This window comes from Nonomuraea sp. NPDC049637, from assembly GCF_040675235.1.
Taxonomy (GTDB): Bacteria; Actinomycetota; Actinomycetes; order Streptosporangiales; family Streptosporangiaceae; genus Nonomuraea.
The window spans coordinates 108,897-124,810 of the sequence record NZ_JBFAOM010000031.1 but is presented as its reverse complement, the minus strand read 5'-3'; the positions used below and the strand labels follow the sequence as shown (position 1 = coordinate 124,810).

Sequence of the window (15,914 nt, the reverse complement as noted above, 5' to 3'; positions counted from 1 at the left end):
GGTGGACCAGCCGGTGGGCGTCTGCATGGAACGCGGGCTGGACCTGCCCGTCGTGCTCCTCGGCGTGCTGGCGGCCGGCGGCGCCTACCTGCCGCTCGACCCCTCCCACCCGGCGGAGCGCACGCGCGGCATGCTGGCCGACGCGGGCGCCGACCTGATGGTCACGGCGGCGGACGTGCGGCCGGCTGCGGCTTCCGTGGTGCGGGTGCGTGAGGACAATCTGGCCTACGTCATTTTCACGTCCGGCTCGACCGGGCGTCCCAAGGGCGTCGGCGTCTCGCACCGCGCGATCGTCAACCGGCTGCGCTGGATGCAGGACACCTTCCACCTCACCCCGCAGGACCGCGTCCTGCACAAGACACCCACCACCTTCGACGTGTCGGTGTGGGAACTGTTCTGGCCGCTCATCACCGGCGCCACCATGGTCATCGCCCGGCCCGGCGGCCACCGCGACACCGCCTACCTACGCGACCTCATCAAGACGGAGAACATCACCACGATGCACTTCGTCCCGTCGATGTTGCAGGCGTTCCTGGAAGAGGAAGGGATTCGGCTTCCAGCCCGGATCATCTGCTCCGGCGAAGCCCTCCCACCCCATGACCTCCCAGGACTGCACAACCTGTACGGCCCCACCGAAGCGGCCGTGGACGTCTCGTGGCACGCCTGCCGACCGGGCGAACCGACCGTCCCCATCGGCAGACCGGTCGACAACACCACTCTGCACGTCCTGGACGCACACCTCCAGGACGTCCCCATCGGCACCCCCGGCGAGCTCTACATCGGCGGCATCCAACTCGCCCGCGGCTACCTCGGCAAACCCGCACTCACCGCCGAACGCTTCCTCCCCGCACCCAACGGCCAACGCCTCTACAAAACCGGCGACCTCGCCCGCTGGCTACCTTCGGGAGAACTCGAATACCTCGGCCGCACCGACCACCAAGTCAAGATCCGCGGCATGCGCGTGGAGCTGGGCGAGATCGAGGCCGTGTTGCGGGAGCGACCCGGCGTCACGGCCGCGGCGGCCAAGCTGGTTAACGGCCGCCTGGTCGGCTACGTCGTCGGCGACGTCCCCGAGCTGTCCGACGCGCTGCCGGATTACATGATCCCGACGGCGTGGGTGCGGCTGGACCGCCTGCCCGTCACCGCCAACGGCAAGCTCGACCGCGCCGCCCTGCCCGCGCCTGACCGCCCGGCCGACCTGCCGTGGGAGCCGCCGCGCGGCGCGGCGGAGATCGCCGTCGCGCAGGTCTGGCAGGAGGTGCTCGGCCTAGACCGGGCCGGCCGGCACGACACCTTCTTCGCCGTGGGCGGCGACTCGATCAGCAGTCTCAAGGTCGTCGCCCGGCTGCGCGCCACGGGCTACGACGTGGAACTGCAGCAGCTGTTCACCCATCAGGCGGTCGCCGAACTGGCCGCCGTGCTGCGGCCGCGGCAGGCCGTACCCGAGACCACGGCGGGAGCCTTCGACCTGCTCAGCGTGGCGGACAGAGAGAGGCTCACGCGATGATCATCGACGCCTACCCGCTCAGCGCCCTCCAGGCCGGGATGCTGTACCACAGCGAGCTGGACGGCGTGACCTTCCACGACCACACCACGCTCACGCTGCGCGGCACGTTCGACGAGGCGGCCCTGGTCAGGGCGCTGGACGAGCTGTCGGCCCGGCACGAGGTGCTGCGGACGTCCTTCGACCTGACCGGGTTCAGCGAGCCCGTCCAGCTCGTGCACGACCGTGCGGAGATCCCGCTGACCGTCTCCGGCGGCGAGCCGGAGTACGGGCCGTTCGACTGGACGCGGGCTCCCCTGCTCCGCGTCCACGTGCGGCCCGAAGCCGACCGGTTCGCACTGACCGTCTACTTCCACCACGCGATCCTCGACGGGTGGAGCGTCGCGCGGCTGGTCAGCGAGCTGCTGGAACGCTATGCGACCCCCGGGCTGCCGGTGGAGCCGCCGGCGGCGCGCTTCCGCGACCTGGTGGCGGCCGAGAAGGCGATGCTGGCCCGGCCGGAGGCGGCGGAGTTCTGGCGGGACGCGATCGCCGAGGCGCCGGAGGGCCGGTTGCCCCGGATGCCCGGCTACCCCACCGGCGGGCCGCGCGAGGTCGCGGTGCTGGCCACGGCGCTCCCCGGCGACCTGGCGAAGGCGCTGGCCGAGCAGGCGGCCACCGCCCGGGTGCCGCTGCGCTCGGTGGTGCTGGCGGCGCACGTGCGCGTCATGGCCCTGCTCACCGGCGATCCCGACGTCCTGACGGGGATGCTCACGCACAGCCGCCCGGAGAGCGAGGCCGGCGACGAGGTGCTCGGCCTGTTCCTCAACACCGTCCCGCTGCGGGTCCGGGCCGATGCACCCGACCTGGTCCAGCGGGTCTTCCAGGCGGAGGTGGCGGCGCTGCCGTACCGGCACTTCCCGCTCTTCGAGATCCAGCGGGCCAGCGGTCGCGCGCGCCTGCTGGACACGCACGTGGACTTCCGCGACTTCCACGTGAACGGCGCCGCCGCCACGCCCATCGAGGGCCAGGACTTCTTCGAGCAGACCGACTTCGCCTTCAGCACGGCCTTCGTCCGGACGCCGGGCCAGGGGCTGACGCTGACCATCTCCTACGACACCACGCAGTTCCCCGCCGACCAGGTCGCGGCGATCCGGGACCACTACCTCCGCGCCCTGTCCGGACAGGCGGGCATCTCGCCGCAGGACGCGGCCCAGCTCGCGCGCTGGAACACCACCGATCGGGAACATCCGGGCGGCACCCTGCACGACCTGGTCTTCGAGCAGGCCAAGCGCGCCCCGGACGCGACGGCGGTCGTCTTCGAGGGCGACCGGCTGACCTACCGCGAGCTGGCCGAACGGGCCCGCGCGGTGGCCGCCGGGCTGGACGTGCGGGTGGACCAGCCGGTGGGCGTCTGCATGGAACGCGGGCTGGACCTGCCCGTCGTGCTGCTCGGCGTGCTGGCGGCGGGCGGCGCCTACCTGCCGCTCGACCCGGCCGATCCCGAGGAACGGCGGCGCGGCATGCTCGCCGACGCGGGCGCCGCGACCGTGCTCACCGCCGCGACCTCCGGAGACCGGTTCACCCCGCCGCCGGTGCACGAGGACAACCTGGCCTACGTCATCTTCACCTCCGGCTCCACCGGACGGCCCAAGGGCGTCGGCGTCTCCCACCGCGCGATCGTCAACCGGCTGCGCTGGATGCAGGACACCTTCCACCTCACCCCGCAGGACCGCGTCCTGCACAAAACACCCACCACCTTCGACGTGTCGGTGTGGGAACTGTTCTGGCCGCTCATCACCGGCGCCACCATGGTCATCGCCCGGCCCGGCGGCCACCGCGACACCGCCTACCTGCGCGACCTCATCAAGACCGAGAACATCACCACTGCCCACTTCGTCCCCTCGATGTTGCAGGCGTTCCTGGAAGAAGAAGAGATCCAACTCCCGCCCCGGATCATCTGCTCGGGCGAAGCCCTCCCACCCGGCCACGACCTCCCAGGACTGCACAACCTCTACGGCCCCACCGAAGCAGCCGTGGACGTCTCCTGGCACCCCTGCCAACCCGGAGAAACCACCGTCCCCATCGGCAAACCCGTCCACAACACCACCCTGCACGTCCTGGACCCACACCTCCAAGACGTCCCCATCGGCACCCCCGGCGAGCTCTACATCGGCGGCATCCAACTCGCCCGCGGCTACCTCGGCAAACCCGCACTCACCGCCGAACGCTTCCTCCCCGCACCCAACGGCCAACGCCTCTACAAAACCGGCGACCTCGCCCGCTGGCTCCCCACCGGGGAACTCGAATACCTCGGCCGCACCGACCACCAAGTCAAGATCCGCGGCATGCGCGTCGAACCCGGCGAGATCGAGGCCGTCCTGCGCGCCCAGCCGGGGGTCCGGGACGCGGCCGTCACGGCGCACGGGCACAGCCTGGTCGGCTACGTGGTGGGCGACGTGCCCGACCTCCAGGACGTCCTGCCCGACCACCTGATCCCGCGCCGGTGGGTGAGCCTGGACGCCCTCCCGCTCACCCGCAGCGGCAAGCTCGACCGGGCCGCGCTGCCCGCGCCGGAGACGGCGAGCGGCCGGCCGTACGTGCCGCCACGCGACGAGGTGGAGGCGCGCCTGGCCACGCTCTACGAAGAGGTGCTGCAGGTGCCCGCGGCCGGGATCCTGGACGACTTCTTCGAGCTCGGCGGCCACTCGCTGAGCGCCCTGCGGCTGGCCGCCCGCATCCGCCAGGAGCTGGGTCGCAGCCTGCCCGTGGGCACCGTGCTGACCGCGCCGACGATCAGCAAGCTGGCCAGGGTGCTCCGCCAGCCCGAGGACCTGGCGCCGCCGAGCCACGTCGTGCCGCTCAACCCGGACGGCGACCGCACGCCGATCTTCTTCATCCACGCGCTCGGCGGCCAGGTCTTCCGCTACCACCCGCTGGCCCGCCGCCTCGGCCCCGACCAGCCGGTGTACGCCATCGCCGCGCGCGGGCTGGCGCCCGGCGAGGAGCCGCACGCCACGCTCGCCGAGATGGCCGACGCCTACGTGGCCGACCTGCTGGAGGTGCGGCCGGCGGGGCCGTACGTGCTGGGCGGGTTCTGCATCGGCGGGAACATCGCCCTGGAGGTGGCCAGGCGGCTGCGCGAGCGCGGCGAGCAGGTGCCGCTCGTCGTGCTGCTCTACGCCAACGCCGAGGAGCCGGTGGCCGAGGCGTCGCTGGAGGACGACACGGTCCTGCTGTTCCACGCGCTGGCCGGCGGCCCCGAGGAGACCCTCGGGCTGGACCCGGCCGAACTCGCCGCCCGTCCGCCGGAGGAGCAGCTCCTGACGGTCATGGGCGCCGCCTCCGCCGCCGACCGGCTGGCGCCCGACACCGCCGAGGTCGAGCAGGCGCGCCGCTACCTGGCCGTGTTCCGGGCCAACGCGCACGCGGTCGGCGGCTACCGGCACGAGCCCTACGACGGCGACGTCGCGCTCTTCGCGCCCAGGCGCGAGGACGGCAACTGGCCCTCCGTCACCAAGGGGCGGCTGGCCCACGTCGCGATCCCCGAGGAACGCGTCCCGATCCTGTACGAACCCCTGGTCGCCGGAGCGGCCACCGAGATCAGAAGGTGGATGGATCATGGCATCCCCGACCAGTGAGCAGACGAGCCTCTGGAAGCACCCCGACTTCCTGCGGCTGTGGGCGGGCCAGAGCCTGTCGCAGTTCGGCTCGGCGATCAGTCTGTTCGCGTTCCCCGTCATCGCGGTCACCGTCCTGAACGCCTCCGAGGCGGAGATGGGCGTCGTCGGCTTCCTGCTGCGACTGCCGATGGTGTTCTTCCTGCTGTTCGGCGTGCTGGCCGACCGGGTGCGCAAGCGGCCCATCCTGATCTGGACGGACGCGGCCCGCTTCGTGCTGCTGATGCTGATCCCCGTGGCGTGGTTCGCCGACCTGCTCACGCTGACCTGGCTCTACGGCGTCATCTTCGCGCTCGGCCTGCTCAGCACGCTCTTCCAGACGGCCTACCGCAGTTACTTCCCGTTCCTGGTGCCGCGGGAGAACTTCATGGAGGGCAACTCCAAGCTGCAGCTGACCGAGTCGGCCGCCCAGACGTTCGGGCCCGGCCTGGCCGCGGCGCTGCTGAAGGTGCTCGCCGCGCCCGCGCTGCTGATCATCGACGCGGTGTCGTACCTGGCCTCCGCGATCGCGGTGTCCCTGATCAAGCGGCCGGAGGCCCGTCCGGAGCCGGACGACACCACCCCCGCGCAGGTGCACAAGGCGATCTGGCAGGGCATGGGCTGGGTGATGCGGCACGAGCTGATCCGGCCGCTGGCCGTCTCCTCGGCCGTGTACTCGCTGTTCATCCTGGGCTCGATGAACTCGATCTACGCCCTGTACGTGATCCGCGACCTGGGCGTGCCCGCGGCCTGGTTCGGCAGCATCCTGGCCGGCGGCGGCGTGGGCGCGATCATCGGGGCGCTGGTCGCCGTCAAGGTGATGCGGCGTTACGCGATCGGCAAGGTGCTGGTGTGGTCGATGGTGTACGGCAACCTGGCGCTCTTCCTCATCCCGCTGGCCGTCGGCCCGGTCTGGGTCTCGGTGGCGATGCTCGTCGTCGCGCAGCTGGTCAGCGGCGTCAGCTCGCAGATCTTCTTCGTCACCAACACCAGCCTGGTGCAGACGGTCACCCCGCCGCACCTCCAGGGCCGGGTGGTGGCCTCGATCTACTCGCTGGGCCTGATCCCCGCCCCGCTGGGCGCGCTCGGCGCCGGCCTGCTGGCCGGCGCCGTGGGCACGCGGACGACGCTGTGGGTGGTCATCGCCGTCGGCGCGCTGGTGCCGATCGCGGCGATGGCCTGGTCGCCGCTGGCCAAGCTCATCGGGATGCCGGCGCCAGACCCGCAATGAGCCGCAGCTGACGGCTGCGCAGCCGCCGGGTGGGCGTGACCAGGCCGACGATCAGCGTGGTCGCGCCCGCCTCCTGGTAGGCCGCCATCCGCTCGCGCACCTTGCCCGCGGGGCCGCACATGGTCATCGCGTCCACGAGCGCGTCGGGCAGCATGGCCATGGCCTCACCCTGCCGCCCGTCCAGGAAGGCCTCCTGCATGCGGGCGGCCTCCTGCTCGAAGCCGAGCGTGGCGGCCAGGCGGTTGTAGAAGTTGGTCCGGCGCGAGCCCATGCCGCCGAGGTAGAGGGCGAGCATGGGCCGCATCATGTCGTAGGCCAGCTCCTGGTCCTCCTCGACGAGCGTGAGCACCATGGGGGCGACGTCCAGGGCGGCGCCGTTGAGGTGTTCGGCCATGCGGGCCAGGTGGTCGGGCGGAAAGTGGATGGCCAGCCAGCCGTCGGCGAGCTCGCCGGCCAGCGCGACCGTCTTCGGGCCCATCGCGGCCAGGTAGACCGGCAGCCGCTCCTGGACCGGCGCGACGGCCAGCGTCAGCTCCTTGCCCTCGCTGCCGGGCAGGGGCAGCGTCATCGTGGGGCCCTCGTGCCGCACCGGCTCGCCGTCCAGCGCCTTGCGCACCACCTGGAGGTAGTCGCGGGCGCGGGCCAGCGGCCGGTCGAAGCGCTCGCCGTGCCAGCCCTCGACCACCTGCGGGCCGGACGGGCCCACGCCCAGCCGGGCGCGGCCGCCGGAGACCTGGTCGAGGGTGGCCGCCGTCATCGCGGCGACCACGGGCTTGCGTCCCGACATCTGCAGCACGCCGGTGCCGAGCGCGATGCGCTCGGTCTGGCCGGCGACCCAGGCCAGCAGGCTCGCCGGGTCGGTGCCGTAGGTCTCGGCCGCCCACACGGACGAGTAGCCCAGGGCCTCCGCCTCGCGGACCAGCGCCAGGTGGTCGGCCGGGCCGAGGCCCGCGCCGCCCCAGTAGCTCATGCTGTAACCGAGGCGCATCCCATCTCCTCAACGATCGCGGCGGCCAGGGCGTCCGGGGTCTCCTCGGCCAGCCAGTGGGTGGAGTCGAGCTCCTTCAACGCGGGCCGGTGCACGCTCTGCCGCCGCCAGCCCAGGAGGCCGCCCCGGGTCAGCGAGGCGTCCCTGGCCCCGTACAGGACGGAGATCGGCACCGGCAGCGGCGGTCCCGGCCGGTGGTGATAGCCGGCCAGCAGCCCGAAGTCGGCGCGCAGCGCCGGCTCCAGCACCGGCCAGAGCGCCTCCCGGTCGGCCAGCTCCGGCGGGACGCCGCCGAGCTCGATCAGCTGCTCCCAGAACAGCCACGACGGCAACGACGGCAGGCGGCGCAGCAGCAGGGTGACGTCCGGCGCGGCGAACGAGCCCACGACCAGCCGTTCCGGCCGCCCGCCCAGCTCGACCACGCGCCGGCAGACGAGGAAGGCCAGCAACGCCCCGCTGCAGTAGCCGAACAGCGTGTACGGCTCCCGCCACCCGGCCAGGTCGCGCGCCAGGTCGTCGACCAGCCCGTCGAGGTCGGTCCGCGGCTCCTCGGCCAGCCTGGCCTGGCGTCCCGGCAGGTTGACCGACCACAGGCCCACCTCGGGCGGGAAGTGCCCGGCGAGCTCGCCGAGCGAGGCCGGACCGCCGCCCGCGTGCGGGAAGGCGACCAGCGCCCGCTCCCCCTCCTTGACCTGGACGTACCACGGCGTCATCGGGCTTCCCCCAGGTGCAGGGCCAGTTCGGCCGGCGTCGGATAGTCGAACACGGCCCGTACCGAGACAGCGCGGCCCGCCAGCTCCTCCAGCGGGCCGATCAGCCGGACGGCCAGCACGGAGTGGCCGCCGTTGAGGAAGAAGTTGTCGTGCGGCCCGAGGCCGGGCCGGTTCAGCGCCTCGCTCCACAGCGCCACCACCTGCCGGACCAGCCCGTCGCCCGCCTCCCGCGCCGGGGCGCGGCCCTCGTCGGGCACCTTCAGCTCACGGTAGGCGATCTTGCCGTTGGCCGTGGTGGGCAGCCTCTCGGTGACGACGTACCGGGTGGGGACGGCGTAGTCGGGCAGCCGCGTCCTGGCGAAGCGCCACAGCTCTTCCTCGGTGGTCTCGCCGGTGACCTCCAGGAAGGCGGCGAGCCGTCCGTCGGTCTGCGGGTCGCCGTCGAGGATCACCGCGGCCGTCCGGACCGCCTCGTGCCCGTGCAGCGCGGCCTCGACCTCGCCCAGCTCGATGCGGTGGCCGCGCAGCTTGATCTGCCGGTCGTCGCGGCCGAGCAGCTCCAGTCGGCCGTCGTGGCGGATGCGCGCGCGGTCGCCGGTCCGGTAGAACCGGCCGTACCGGTCGTGGTGGCCGAAGCGCTGCGCCGTCAGCTCGGGACGGTCGAGGTAGCCCGCGCTCACCCCCGCGCCGGCGACGCACAGCTCGCCCGGCACGCCCGGCGGCAGCTCGCGGCCCGCGGCGTCGGTGACGAAGATCTGGGTGTTGGCCAGCGGCTCCCCGGCGGGGACCGGGTCGCGCGGCGGCTCGCGCAGCTCGGCGGCGGTGGACCAGATGGTCGTCTCGGTCGGCCCGTAGACGTTGAACACCCGGCAGCCCAGCTCCAGCAGGTCCCTGGCCAGGGTGGCGGGCATCGGCTCGCCACCGCACAGCACCGTGCGCCCGGCCAGCTCGCGCCCGGCCTCCGGCGCGATCAGCCGCCACGCGGTGGGGGTGGCCTGCACGACCTGGACGTCGCTTCCGGCGATCAGCTCCAGGAACCTGCCCGGCTGGAGCTGGTCCTCGTCGGAGGCCACGACCACGGTGCCGCCGCAGGCCAGCGGCAGCAGCAGTTCCAGCCAGGAGATGTCGAAGGAGGTGGTGGTGGACCACAGGACGCTGGTGGGCGCGCCCAGCCGGTCGGCGAAGTCGAGCACGAGGTTCGTCAGGTTCGCGTGCGTGACCTGCACGCCCTTGGGCTGCCCGGTGGAGCCGGAGGTGTAGATGACGTAGGCGATGTCCCCGGTCTCGGCCGGTACGTGGTCCCCCCGCGCGCCGGGCATCGGCACGACCGGCGTCCCGCCCGCCCAGTGCGGGCTGCCCGCCGCGACCACCAGCCGCGCCCCCGAGTCGGCCACCTGGAAGGCCAGGCGCGACTCCGGTTGCCGCACGTCCAGCGGCAGGAACGCCGCTCCCGCCTGCCACACGCCGAGGACCGCCGCCACCAGGTCCGCCGAACGCCCCAGGGCCAGGGCGACGACGTCGCCGTCACCCACCCCGCGCTCGCGCAGCAGGTCGCGGACCGCGGCCGCGCGTCCCAGCAGCTCGTCGTAGGTGACCTCCTGGTCGCCCTCGCGCACCGCCACGGCCGGGCCCGGCACGATGCGCCCGGCCAGCGTGCCCGGCCAGGTGCGGCCCGTGTCGTTGATGCGGTCGAGCAGCGCCCGGTCGGCCGGGGAGAACACGTCCGGCACTCCGCCGCGCGCCGCCTGCCGCACCACCGCGCACAGCCTGGCCGTGAACGCCGCGATCTCGTCCTCGTCGTGCACCTCGGTGCTGTGCACCATCCGGACGGTGAGCCGGTCCGGCTCCTGGATGACGTTGCACTGCATGTCCAGGCGGCTGCGGTCGATCAGGTTGTCCACATAGCCGGGCACCTCGCCCTGGATGTGCACCTTCTCGTCGCTCCAGGGCCGGTAGTTGAACATGTGCCGGAACAGCGGGACCCGCCAGTCGTCGGTACCATGCCCGCGGCGGGTCAGCACCGCCTCCACCGAGGCCCCGGCGTGCTCGACGCCCTCCGCGAACGCCTCCTCCACGCGCCTGGCGAGCTGCTCGAAGTCGTCGTCCGGCTCGACGTGGACGCGCAGCGGCAGGGTGCTCACGGCGTAGCCGACGCGCCGGTGCTGCTCGCCCGTCTTGGTGCTGACCGGCATGCCGATCACCAGGTCCGGGCCGGCGCCGTGCCCGCGCAGCGTCAGCAGGAAGGCGGTGGCCAGCACGATGTTGCCGGTGGTGCGCAGCCTGGCGCGCAGCTCGTCCAGGGCCGCGACCGTCTCGGCGTCCACCTGCCAGGAGCAGGTGTGCCCGGCGAACGTCGGACGGACCGGCGAGGGCCTGCTGCCCGGCAGCACCATGGCGGCCGGGTCGACGCCGTCGAGCCGGTCCAGCCAGTAGCCGATCGACTCCTCCGACGGCTCCCCCGGCTCCAGCATCGGCGCGGGGCCCGCCAGCTCCGGGGGCAGCGGGCCGTGCCCGGTCTGGCTGTCGTAGAAGCGGCCCAGCTCCTCCACCAGGAGCTGCATGGAGGTGCCGTCGATGATGATGTGGTGGCCGGCCAGGCACACCACGGTTCCCGCGCCGTCGGACAGGGTGAAGTGCCCCACCCTGACGAGCAGGTCGCGGCCCAGGTCGAAGGGCTCGTCCAGGAAGGACCGCAGGTCCGCGACCAGCGTCTCCTCCGTCGTGGCCCGGGTCTCGACCTTCAGCTGGGCGTCCTGGGGGGCCACCAGGTGCCGGACGGGCGTCCCGTCCACCACGGGGAACCGCAGGCGCAGCGCCGGGTGCCGCTTGACCAGCCGGTTCACCGCGATCTGCAGCGGCAGCCGGCGCAGCGGCGTCCGGAACCTGAGCGCCACCGCCAGGTTCGACACGCCGCTGTCCGGCGCGAGCTGCTCCAGCACCCAGAACGAGTACGGCACCGCCGACAGCGGGCGCGGCTCCTCCACGGAGGCGGGCAGCTCCGGCTGCGGCCTCGGGACGGGGACGCGTTGCAGCGGATGATCGGGGTCGAGCGCGGCCCAGTCCACCCGGCCGCCACCCGTCCAGAAGCTGGCCACGGCGGCCAGCAACCCGGCCCGGTCGGGACCCGCCTCGACCTCGGCCCCGGGGTTCGCCCGCGTGAGGGCGGTGAGCGTGTCGTGCGGCGAGGGGTCGTCCACGAGGGCCGCCGGGTCCGGGACGGCCGGCAGGACGCCCCAGGCGGCGAGGGTGGCGGCCAGCCCGTAGGCGGTGGTGAGGGCGGGTGACGCCTGGACGCCGCGGGCTTCGAACACCTCTTCGCACACGTCCACGGCCTCGGTGAACACCGGCTCCACGCCGTACAGACCGGCTGCCCCGGCGGAGAGGGCCGGGCTGACCGGCTCCTGCTCGTAGTCGTGCTCCCGACCCAGCGCGAGGGCGGCCTCCGCGGCGCTCCGGCAGACCACCGCGCCGCGCACGGGGTGGTGGGCGCGTCCCTGCTGCAGGGTGCCCGCCACGTCGGCGTAGCGGTCCTCCGGCAGCCCGGCGAGGAAGCCGGCCAGGCTTCGCCGTACCGACTCGGCCTCCTCGCGGGTGCGGCCGGACCACACCACGACCCGCGGACGGCCGTCGCCCGGCGCGTGCACCGGCGGATACCCTTCCTCGACCTCCAGGTCGCCGGGCCAGATCACCCGGTGCACCAGGTCGCCGTCGAGCAGCGCCCGGTCGAGGAGGCGCAGGACCAGGGTGCCGCGCAGCGTTCCCGGCGGCAGCTCGCCGGCGTCGGTCACGGCGAGCTCGCACTCCCCGGCCAGCAGCGCGGCGCAGGCCTTGCCCACCCCGCCGTACAGCCGGACGACCTGCGCTCCTGGATCGTGCCCCGCCTCCTCGGCCGCCCCGGCCTCCAGCGGGAAACGCCCCACCGCGATCACCGCGACGGGCTGTTCGTGCGAGGTCACCGACCTTCCTCGCGGATCCTGGCGCGCACGTCGCGGCGGCTGCCGCCCAGCGGACGGCGGCGGACGCCGTCCTGCCGGGCCGGGGCGGCCTCCTGGCCCTTGGCGATCAGGTGCGAGAGAGCGCGCAGGTTCGGGTGGGTGAACATCGCGGTGACCGGCAGCTTCAGGCCCAGCGCCGCGGTGATCTCCTCGTGCAGCTCGACCAGCGCGAGCGAGTCGAAACCGGCTTCGAAGAAGTTGAGGTCGGGATCGAGGGCGCGGCCTAACCTGCGCTCCACGAGTGATGCAACCGCGTCGGCCTGGGTCATCCGGCGTCCTTCGTCTCGCCTGCGATCGGACGGGATCACCGTCCGCCTCCCAGCATCCTTCCCGAGCGCCATAATCCACCACAAGCCCGTATTCATCGGGATTTCGGGCACGCCAAAAGCCCGTGGAGCCGCCGCGCCGGGCCTGACATGGCGCTACGCGGCGGACGAGCACGCACCGAGCAGGAAAGCTCGCCGACCGTACGCGCCGGAGCGGCGGCCGGCTCCGTCACCCCCCGGCGAGCTCGGCCTTGAGGCGGTCGGCGATGTCGGTCCTGAGGGCCTTCTTGTCGATCTTCCCGACCTTGGTCCAGGCGAGCTCCTCGACGACGACGAGCCGTTCGGGCAGCTTGAAGCGGGCGACCTCCGCGCTCTCCATGCGCGCCCGGATCTCCTCCAGCGTGACCGTCGCCCCGGCCCGCGGCACGACGTACACGCACACGCGCTCCCCGAGCACGGGGTCCGGCATGGCCACGGCGGCGACCTGGCTCACGGCGGGAAGGGGGCATGGTCGCCAGGCCCAGCCGTCCGAGCAGTGCCTTGCCGGTGTGCTCGTCGTACCGGCCGGGCGGGACGGCCGGCGCCCGCCAGAGGGTCGAGGCGGCCGGGCGGGCCGGGCGCGCGCGGGCGTCGGCCAGCAGCGCGGCGGTGGCGGCGGCGACGCCGCGGGCGTCGGCGGCCACGGGCACGCCCGACCCGCGCAGGGCCATGCGGTCGCGGACGACGTCGTCGCCGGTGCCCGCCAGCCCGAGGACGACGGGGACGCCCGCAGTCAGGCCTTCGGCGACGGCGGCGACGACGTCCACCGCGTCCGGTTCGTGCAGCACGTACCCCGCGATGACGTCGACGCCAGGATCGGCGCCGGTGGCGGCGAGCACCGCCCCGAGCTCGGGCCCCGGACGGCCGGTGTCGACCGGGTTGCGCTGGAAGGTCAGCGGCGGCAGCAGCCCGGCCAGGGTCTCCCTGGTGCCGGGAGCGAGCTCGGGCACCCGGATCCCGCGTCCGCGCAGGTCGTCCAGGAGCAGCAGGCCAGGACCCGCCTGGGCGGTCACGATCCCCACCCCCGGGTCGGCGCACGGGCGGGCCCGCGTCACCGCCAGCGCGCCGACGGCGTCGACGAGTTCGCGTTCGTCGTCCACGAGGACCGCCCCCGCCTGGGCCAGCGCGGCGCGCGTGGTGCGCCAGGAGGTCGCCAGCGCCCCCGTGTGCGAGGCGGCGAAGGCCCCGACGTCGTGGCGGCCGACGACCAGGGCGACGACCGGCCGGGTCGCGGTGAGGCGGCGCACGCTCTCGACCAGCCGTGGGCCGTCCGCCACCGACTCCACGTGCAGCGCGACGGCGGCGGTGCGGGGGTCGCCGGCGAGGTGGTCGAGGACGTCGGGGGCGGTGACGCCGGCCGCGTTCCCGAGGCCGACGGCGAGGCTGACGCCGTGCCCGGCCTCGGTCAGCGCGAACGCCAGGGCGTGGTTGACGCCGCCGCTGGCGGCCACGACGGCCACGGCGCCCGGCCGCACCCGGTGGGCGCCGGGGACGAAGCTGGCGGTCAGCCGCGCGTGCGGGGCGAGGAAGCCGCTGGTGTTGGGGCCGAGGAGGCGCAGGCCCGAGTCCCGGGCCAGGGCGGCGAGCCGTCGCTGGTGCTCGATCCCGGCGCCGCCCGCCTCGGCGAACCCGCCGCCGCACACGACGGCGGCCCGCACGCCCGCCTGCGCCGCCTCGGCGAGCACGCCGGCGCAGGCCGCGGCGGGCACGCAGAGCACCGCGAGATCGACGGGCCCGGCCGCGGCGGCGGCGCCGACGGACGGGTGCATGGTGTCGTCGCGCGCGTTCACCAGCGCCAGGAACCCCCCGAAACCGGACAGCGAACGGGCCATGGCGGCGCCCAGCTTGCCCGGGTCCCGGGACGCGCCGACGACCGCGACACCCCGCGGACCGAACAACGGGCCAAGATCGCCCATGGGGGCACTGCCGCCTGGTCCGCGGCCGTCCACGTGCGCGCTCCGACCGGGTCCCAGGCCGTTCATGAGAGCACTCCGACCAGGTCGGCGCGGCCGGAGAGCACTGTGGTCAGCGCCCGGTCGCGGTCGGGCTCGCGTTCGATCAGCAGTGCGGGCAGTCCCGCGCGCATCCGTGCCTCCTCGCACAGCCGGGTACGGGCCAGGGCCGTGCCGCCGTGCACGGCGACCAGGGTCGCGCCGGCCGCGGCGAGCCCGGACAGGTCGGGCAGCCCGTCCTCGTCGTCCGGCGCCTCCAGCAGCGCGCCCCACGCGCCGGGCAGCGGCGTCGCGGAGAGCGGCAGGTCGTTCCTCCCCCGGACGGCGGCGGGAGCGCCGTCCGCGCCGGGCAGGACGTCGAGCAGCCGCCCGGACGCCGACCACCCGGCGGCCTCGAAGCCCGTCTCCAGGGGCGCGGCGCCGTGCCGGTCGAGCCACCGGCGGTGGGCCGCGGCGACGAACCGCGGCGCGCGTCTGGCCAGGCGCGCGTCGGAGATGCTGCGGGACAGGAAGTGGTAGGCGAACTGCCACGGCTCGAGAGCGTCGTGGTAGCTGCCGAAGCTCTCCCACCAGGCCAGGCTGGGCCGCGCCGAGTCCTGGATGTGCCGGACCGGCGGCTGGGCGGCCCGCTCGTAGCCGGCGAGCGCGGCCGCCAGGTCGCCGGGGTGCCCGGCCAGCGCCCGCGCGAGCGCGACGGCGTCCTCCATGGCCATCTTGGTGCCCGAGCCCACGGAGAAGTGCGCGGTGTGCGCGGCGTCGCCGAGCAGCACGACGGGCCGCGGGGCCGTCGTGTGCCAGTGGCGGGTGCGGCGGGTGCGGAAACTGGCCCAGCGGGAGTTGTTGGTGAGCAGCCGGCCGCCCGCGATGTGCTCGGCGAACAACGTCTCCAGGTACGCCTTCGAGCGCAGGTCGCTCTCCCCGGGCGGCAGGCTCTCGTCGAACGCGTCGAGGCCGGCCCGCCGCCAGGACGCCTCGTCGGTCTCCACGATGAACGTCGACATGGTGTCGGAGATCGGATACCCGTGCACCGCGAAGACGCCGTCGGGGCCGCGTTCGTGGACGAAGGTGAGCCCGTCGAAGAGGTGGTCGGTGCCGAACCAGACGAACTTGGCCGCGGCGGTCTCCACCTGCGAGCCGAGGCCGGGGCCGAGCTCCTCGCGGATGCGCGAGGAGGCCCCGTCTGCGGCCACCACCAGGTCGTAGCCGGCCAGGTCGGCGAGCGTCACCTCGGTGGAGAACCGCAGGTCCGCCCCGACCGCGCGGGCCCGTTCCTGCAGGAGCAGCAGGAGCGTGCGCCGGACGACCGCGGCCATGCCGTTGCCGCCGCACCTGATGCGCTCGCCCTTCAGCCGGACCTCGATGTCGTCCCAGTGCCTGCCGTGCTCGGCCAGGGCCGCGCGCAGCACGGGGTCCGCCTCGTGGATCGCCTCCAGGGTCCGGTCGGAGAAGACCACCCCGAAGCCGAAGGTGTCGTCGGCGCGGTTGCGCTCGAAGACGGTCACCTCCGACGACGGGTCCGCCTGCCGGATCAGCGCGGCGAAGAACAACCCGCCGGGCCCGCCGCCGGCCACCGCGATGCGCATGGCCC

General features: G+C 74.0%; 9 protein-coding genes and 1 pseudogene. 3 read left to right on the top strand and 7 right to left on the bottom strand.

The window, feature by feature from the left end:
* The 3 genes from AB0J71_RS34105 to AB0J71_RS34095 form a co-directional block, all read left to right on the top strand.
* The coding region (locus AB0J71_RS34105) for an amino acid adenylation domain-containing protein (RefSeq protein ID WP_364418020.1) at positions 1-1,507 on the top strand (1,507 nt) is incomplete at its 5' end.
* Complete coding sequence (locus AB0J71_RS34100) at positions 1,504-5,124, top strand: amino acid adenylation domain-containing protein (RefSeq protein ID WP_364418018.1); 3,621 nt, start codon at positions 1,504-1,506, stop codon at positions 5,122-5,124. The genes AB0J71_RS34105 and AB0J71_RS34100, both read left to right, overlap by 4 nt.
* The gene (locus AB0J71_RS34095) at positions 5,105-6,373 is read left to right on the top strand and encodes an MFS transporter (protein WP_352323359.1); all 1,269 of its coding nucleotides are present in this window, start codon (positions 5,105-5,107) and stop codon (positions 6,371-6,373) included. Before AB0J71_RS34100 ends, AB0J71_RS34095 begins: the two co-directional genes overlap by 20 nt.
* On the opposite strand, the gene AB0J71_RS34090 is transcribed toward AB0J71_RS34095, so the two are convergent.
* The 7 genes and pseudogenes from AB0J71_RS34090 to AB0J71_RS34060 form a co-directional block, all read right to left on the bottom strand.
* Positions 6,342-7,361, bottom strand: coding sequence for an LLM class F420-dependent oxidoreductase (locus tag AB0J71_RS34090; protein ID WP_352323358.1), 1,020 nt, complete (start codon positions 7,359-7,361; stop codon positions 6,342-6,344). The two genes, AB0J71_RS34095 and AB0J71_RS34090, sit on opposite strands and share 32 nt — an antisense overlap.
* Positions 7,340-8,074, bottom strand: a complete 735-nt coding sequence (locus tag AB0J71_RS34085; RefSeq protein ID WP_358297783.1) for an alpha/beta fold hydrolase — start codon at positions 8,072-8,074, stop codon at positions 7,340-7,342. Before AB0J71_RS34085 ends, AB0J71_RS34090 begins: the two co-directional genes overlap by 22 nt.
* Positions 8,071-12,030 carry an amino acid adenylation domain-containing protein gene (locus tag AB0J71_RS34080; RefSeq protein ID WP_364418015.1) on the bottom strand — a complete coding sequence of 1,320 codons (3,960 nt, stop codon included), beginning with the start codon at positions 12,028-12,030 and terminating at the stop codon, positions 8,071-8,073. The genes AB0J71_RS34085 and AB0J71_RS34080 overlap by 4 nt, the downstream gene beginning before the upstream one ends.
* Positions 12,027-12,338: an acyl carrier protein gene (locus AB0J71_RS34075; RefSeq protein ID WP_352323355.1), complete on the bottom strand. Its 312-nt coding sequence runs from the start codon at positions 12,336-12,338 to the stop codon at positions 12,027-12,029. The genes AB0J71_RS34080 and AB0J71_RS34075 overlap by 4 nt, the downstream gene beginning before the upstream one ends.
* A gap of 226 nt (positions 12,339-12,564) precedes the next feature.
* Positions 12,565-12,804 carry a hypothetical protein gene (locus AB0J71_RS34070; protein ID WP_352323366.1) on the bottom strand — a complete coding sequence of 80 codons (240 nt, stop codon included), beginning with the start codon at positions 12,802-12,804 and terminating at the stop codon, positions 12,565-12,567.
* 643 nt (positions 12,805-13,447) lie between these two features.
* Positions 13,448-14,290 (bottom strand): annotated as a pseudogene (locus tag AB0J71_RS34065) (CoA-binding protein); the annotation flags it as partial.
* Positions 14,291-14,352: 62 nt separating this feature from the next.
* On the bottom strand, positions 14,353-15,909 hold the full coding sequence (locus AB0J71_RS34060; RefSeq protein ID WP_364418013.1) for an FAD-dependent monooxygenase: 1,557 nt from the start codon (positions 15,907-15,909) through the stop codon (positions 14,353-14,355).
* Positions 15,910-15,914: the final 5 nt, after the last annotated feature.

Bases quoted from the DNA above. Each gene is read 5' to 3' on its own strand.
- AB0J71_RS34100 (WP_364418018.1), top strand. From the start codon at position 1,504: ATGATCATCGACGCCTACCCGCTCAGCGCCCTCCAGGCCGGGATGCTG.
- AB0J71_RS34095 (WP_352323359.1), top strand. From the start codon at position 5,105: ATGGCATCCCCGACCAGTGAGCAGACGAGCCTCTGGAAGCACCCCGAC.
- AB0J71_RS34090 (WP_352323358.1), bottom strand. From the start codon at position 7,361: ATGCGCCTCGGTTACAGCATGAGCTACTGGGGCGGCGCGGGCCTCGGC.
- AB0J71_RS34085 (WP_358297783.1), bottom strand. From the start codon at position 8,074: ATGACGCCGTGGTACGTCCAGGTCAAGGAGGGGGAGCGGGCGCTGGTC.
- AB0J71_RS34075 (WP_352323355.1), bottom strand. From the start codon at position 12,338: ATGACCCAGGCCGACGCGGTTGCATCACTCGTGGAGCGCAGGTTAGGC.
- AB0J71_RS34070 (WP_352323366.1), bottom strand. From the start codon at position 12,804: ATGCCGGACCCCGTGCTCGGGGAGCGCGTGTGCGTGTACGTCGTGCCG.
- AB0J71_RS34060 (WP_364418013.1), bottom strand. From the start codon at position 15,909: ATGCGCATCGCGGTGGCCGGCGGCGGGCCCGGCGGGTTGTTCTTCGCC.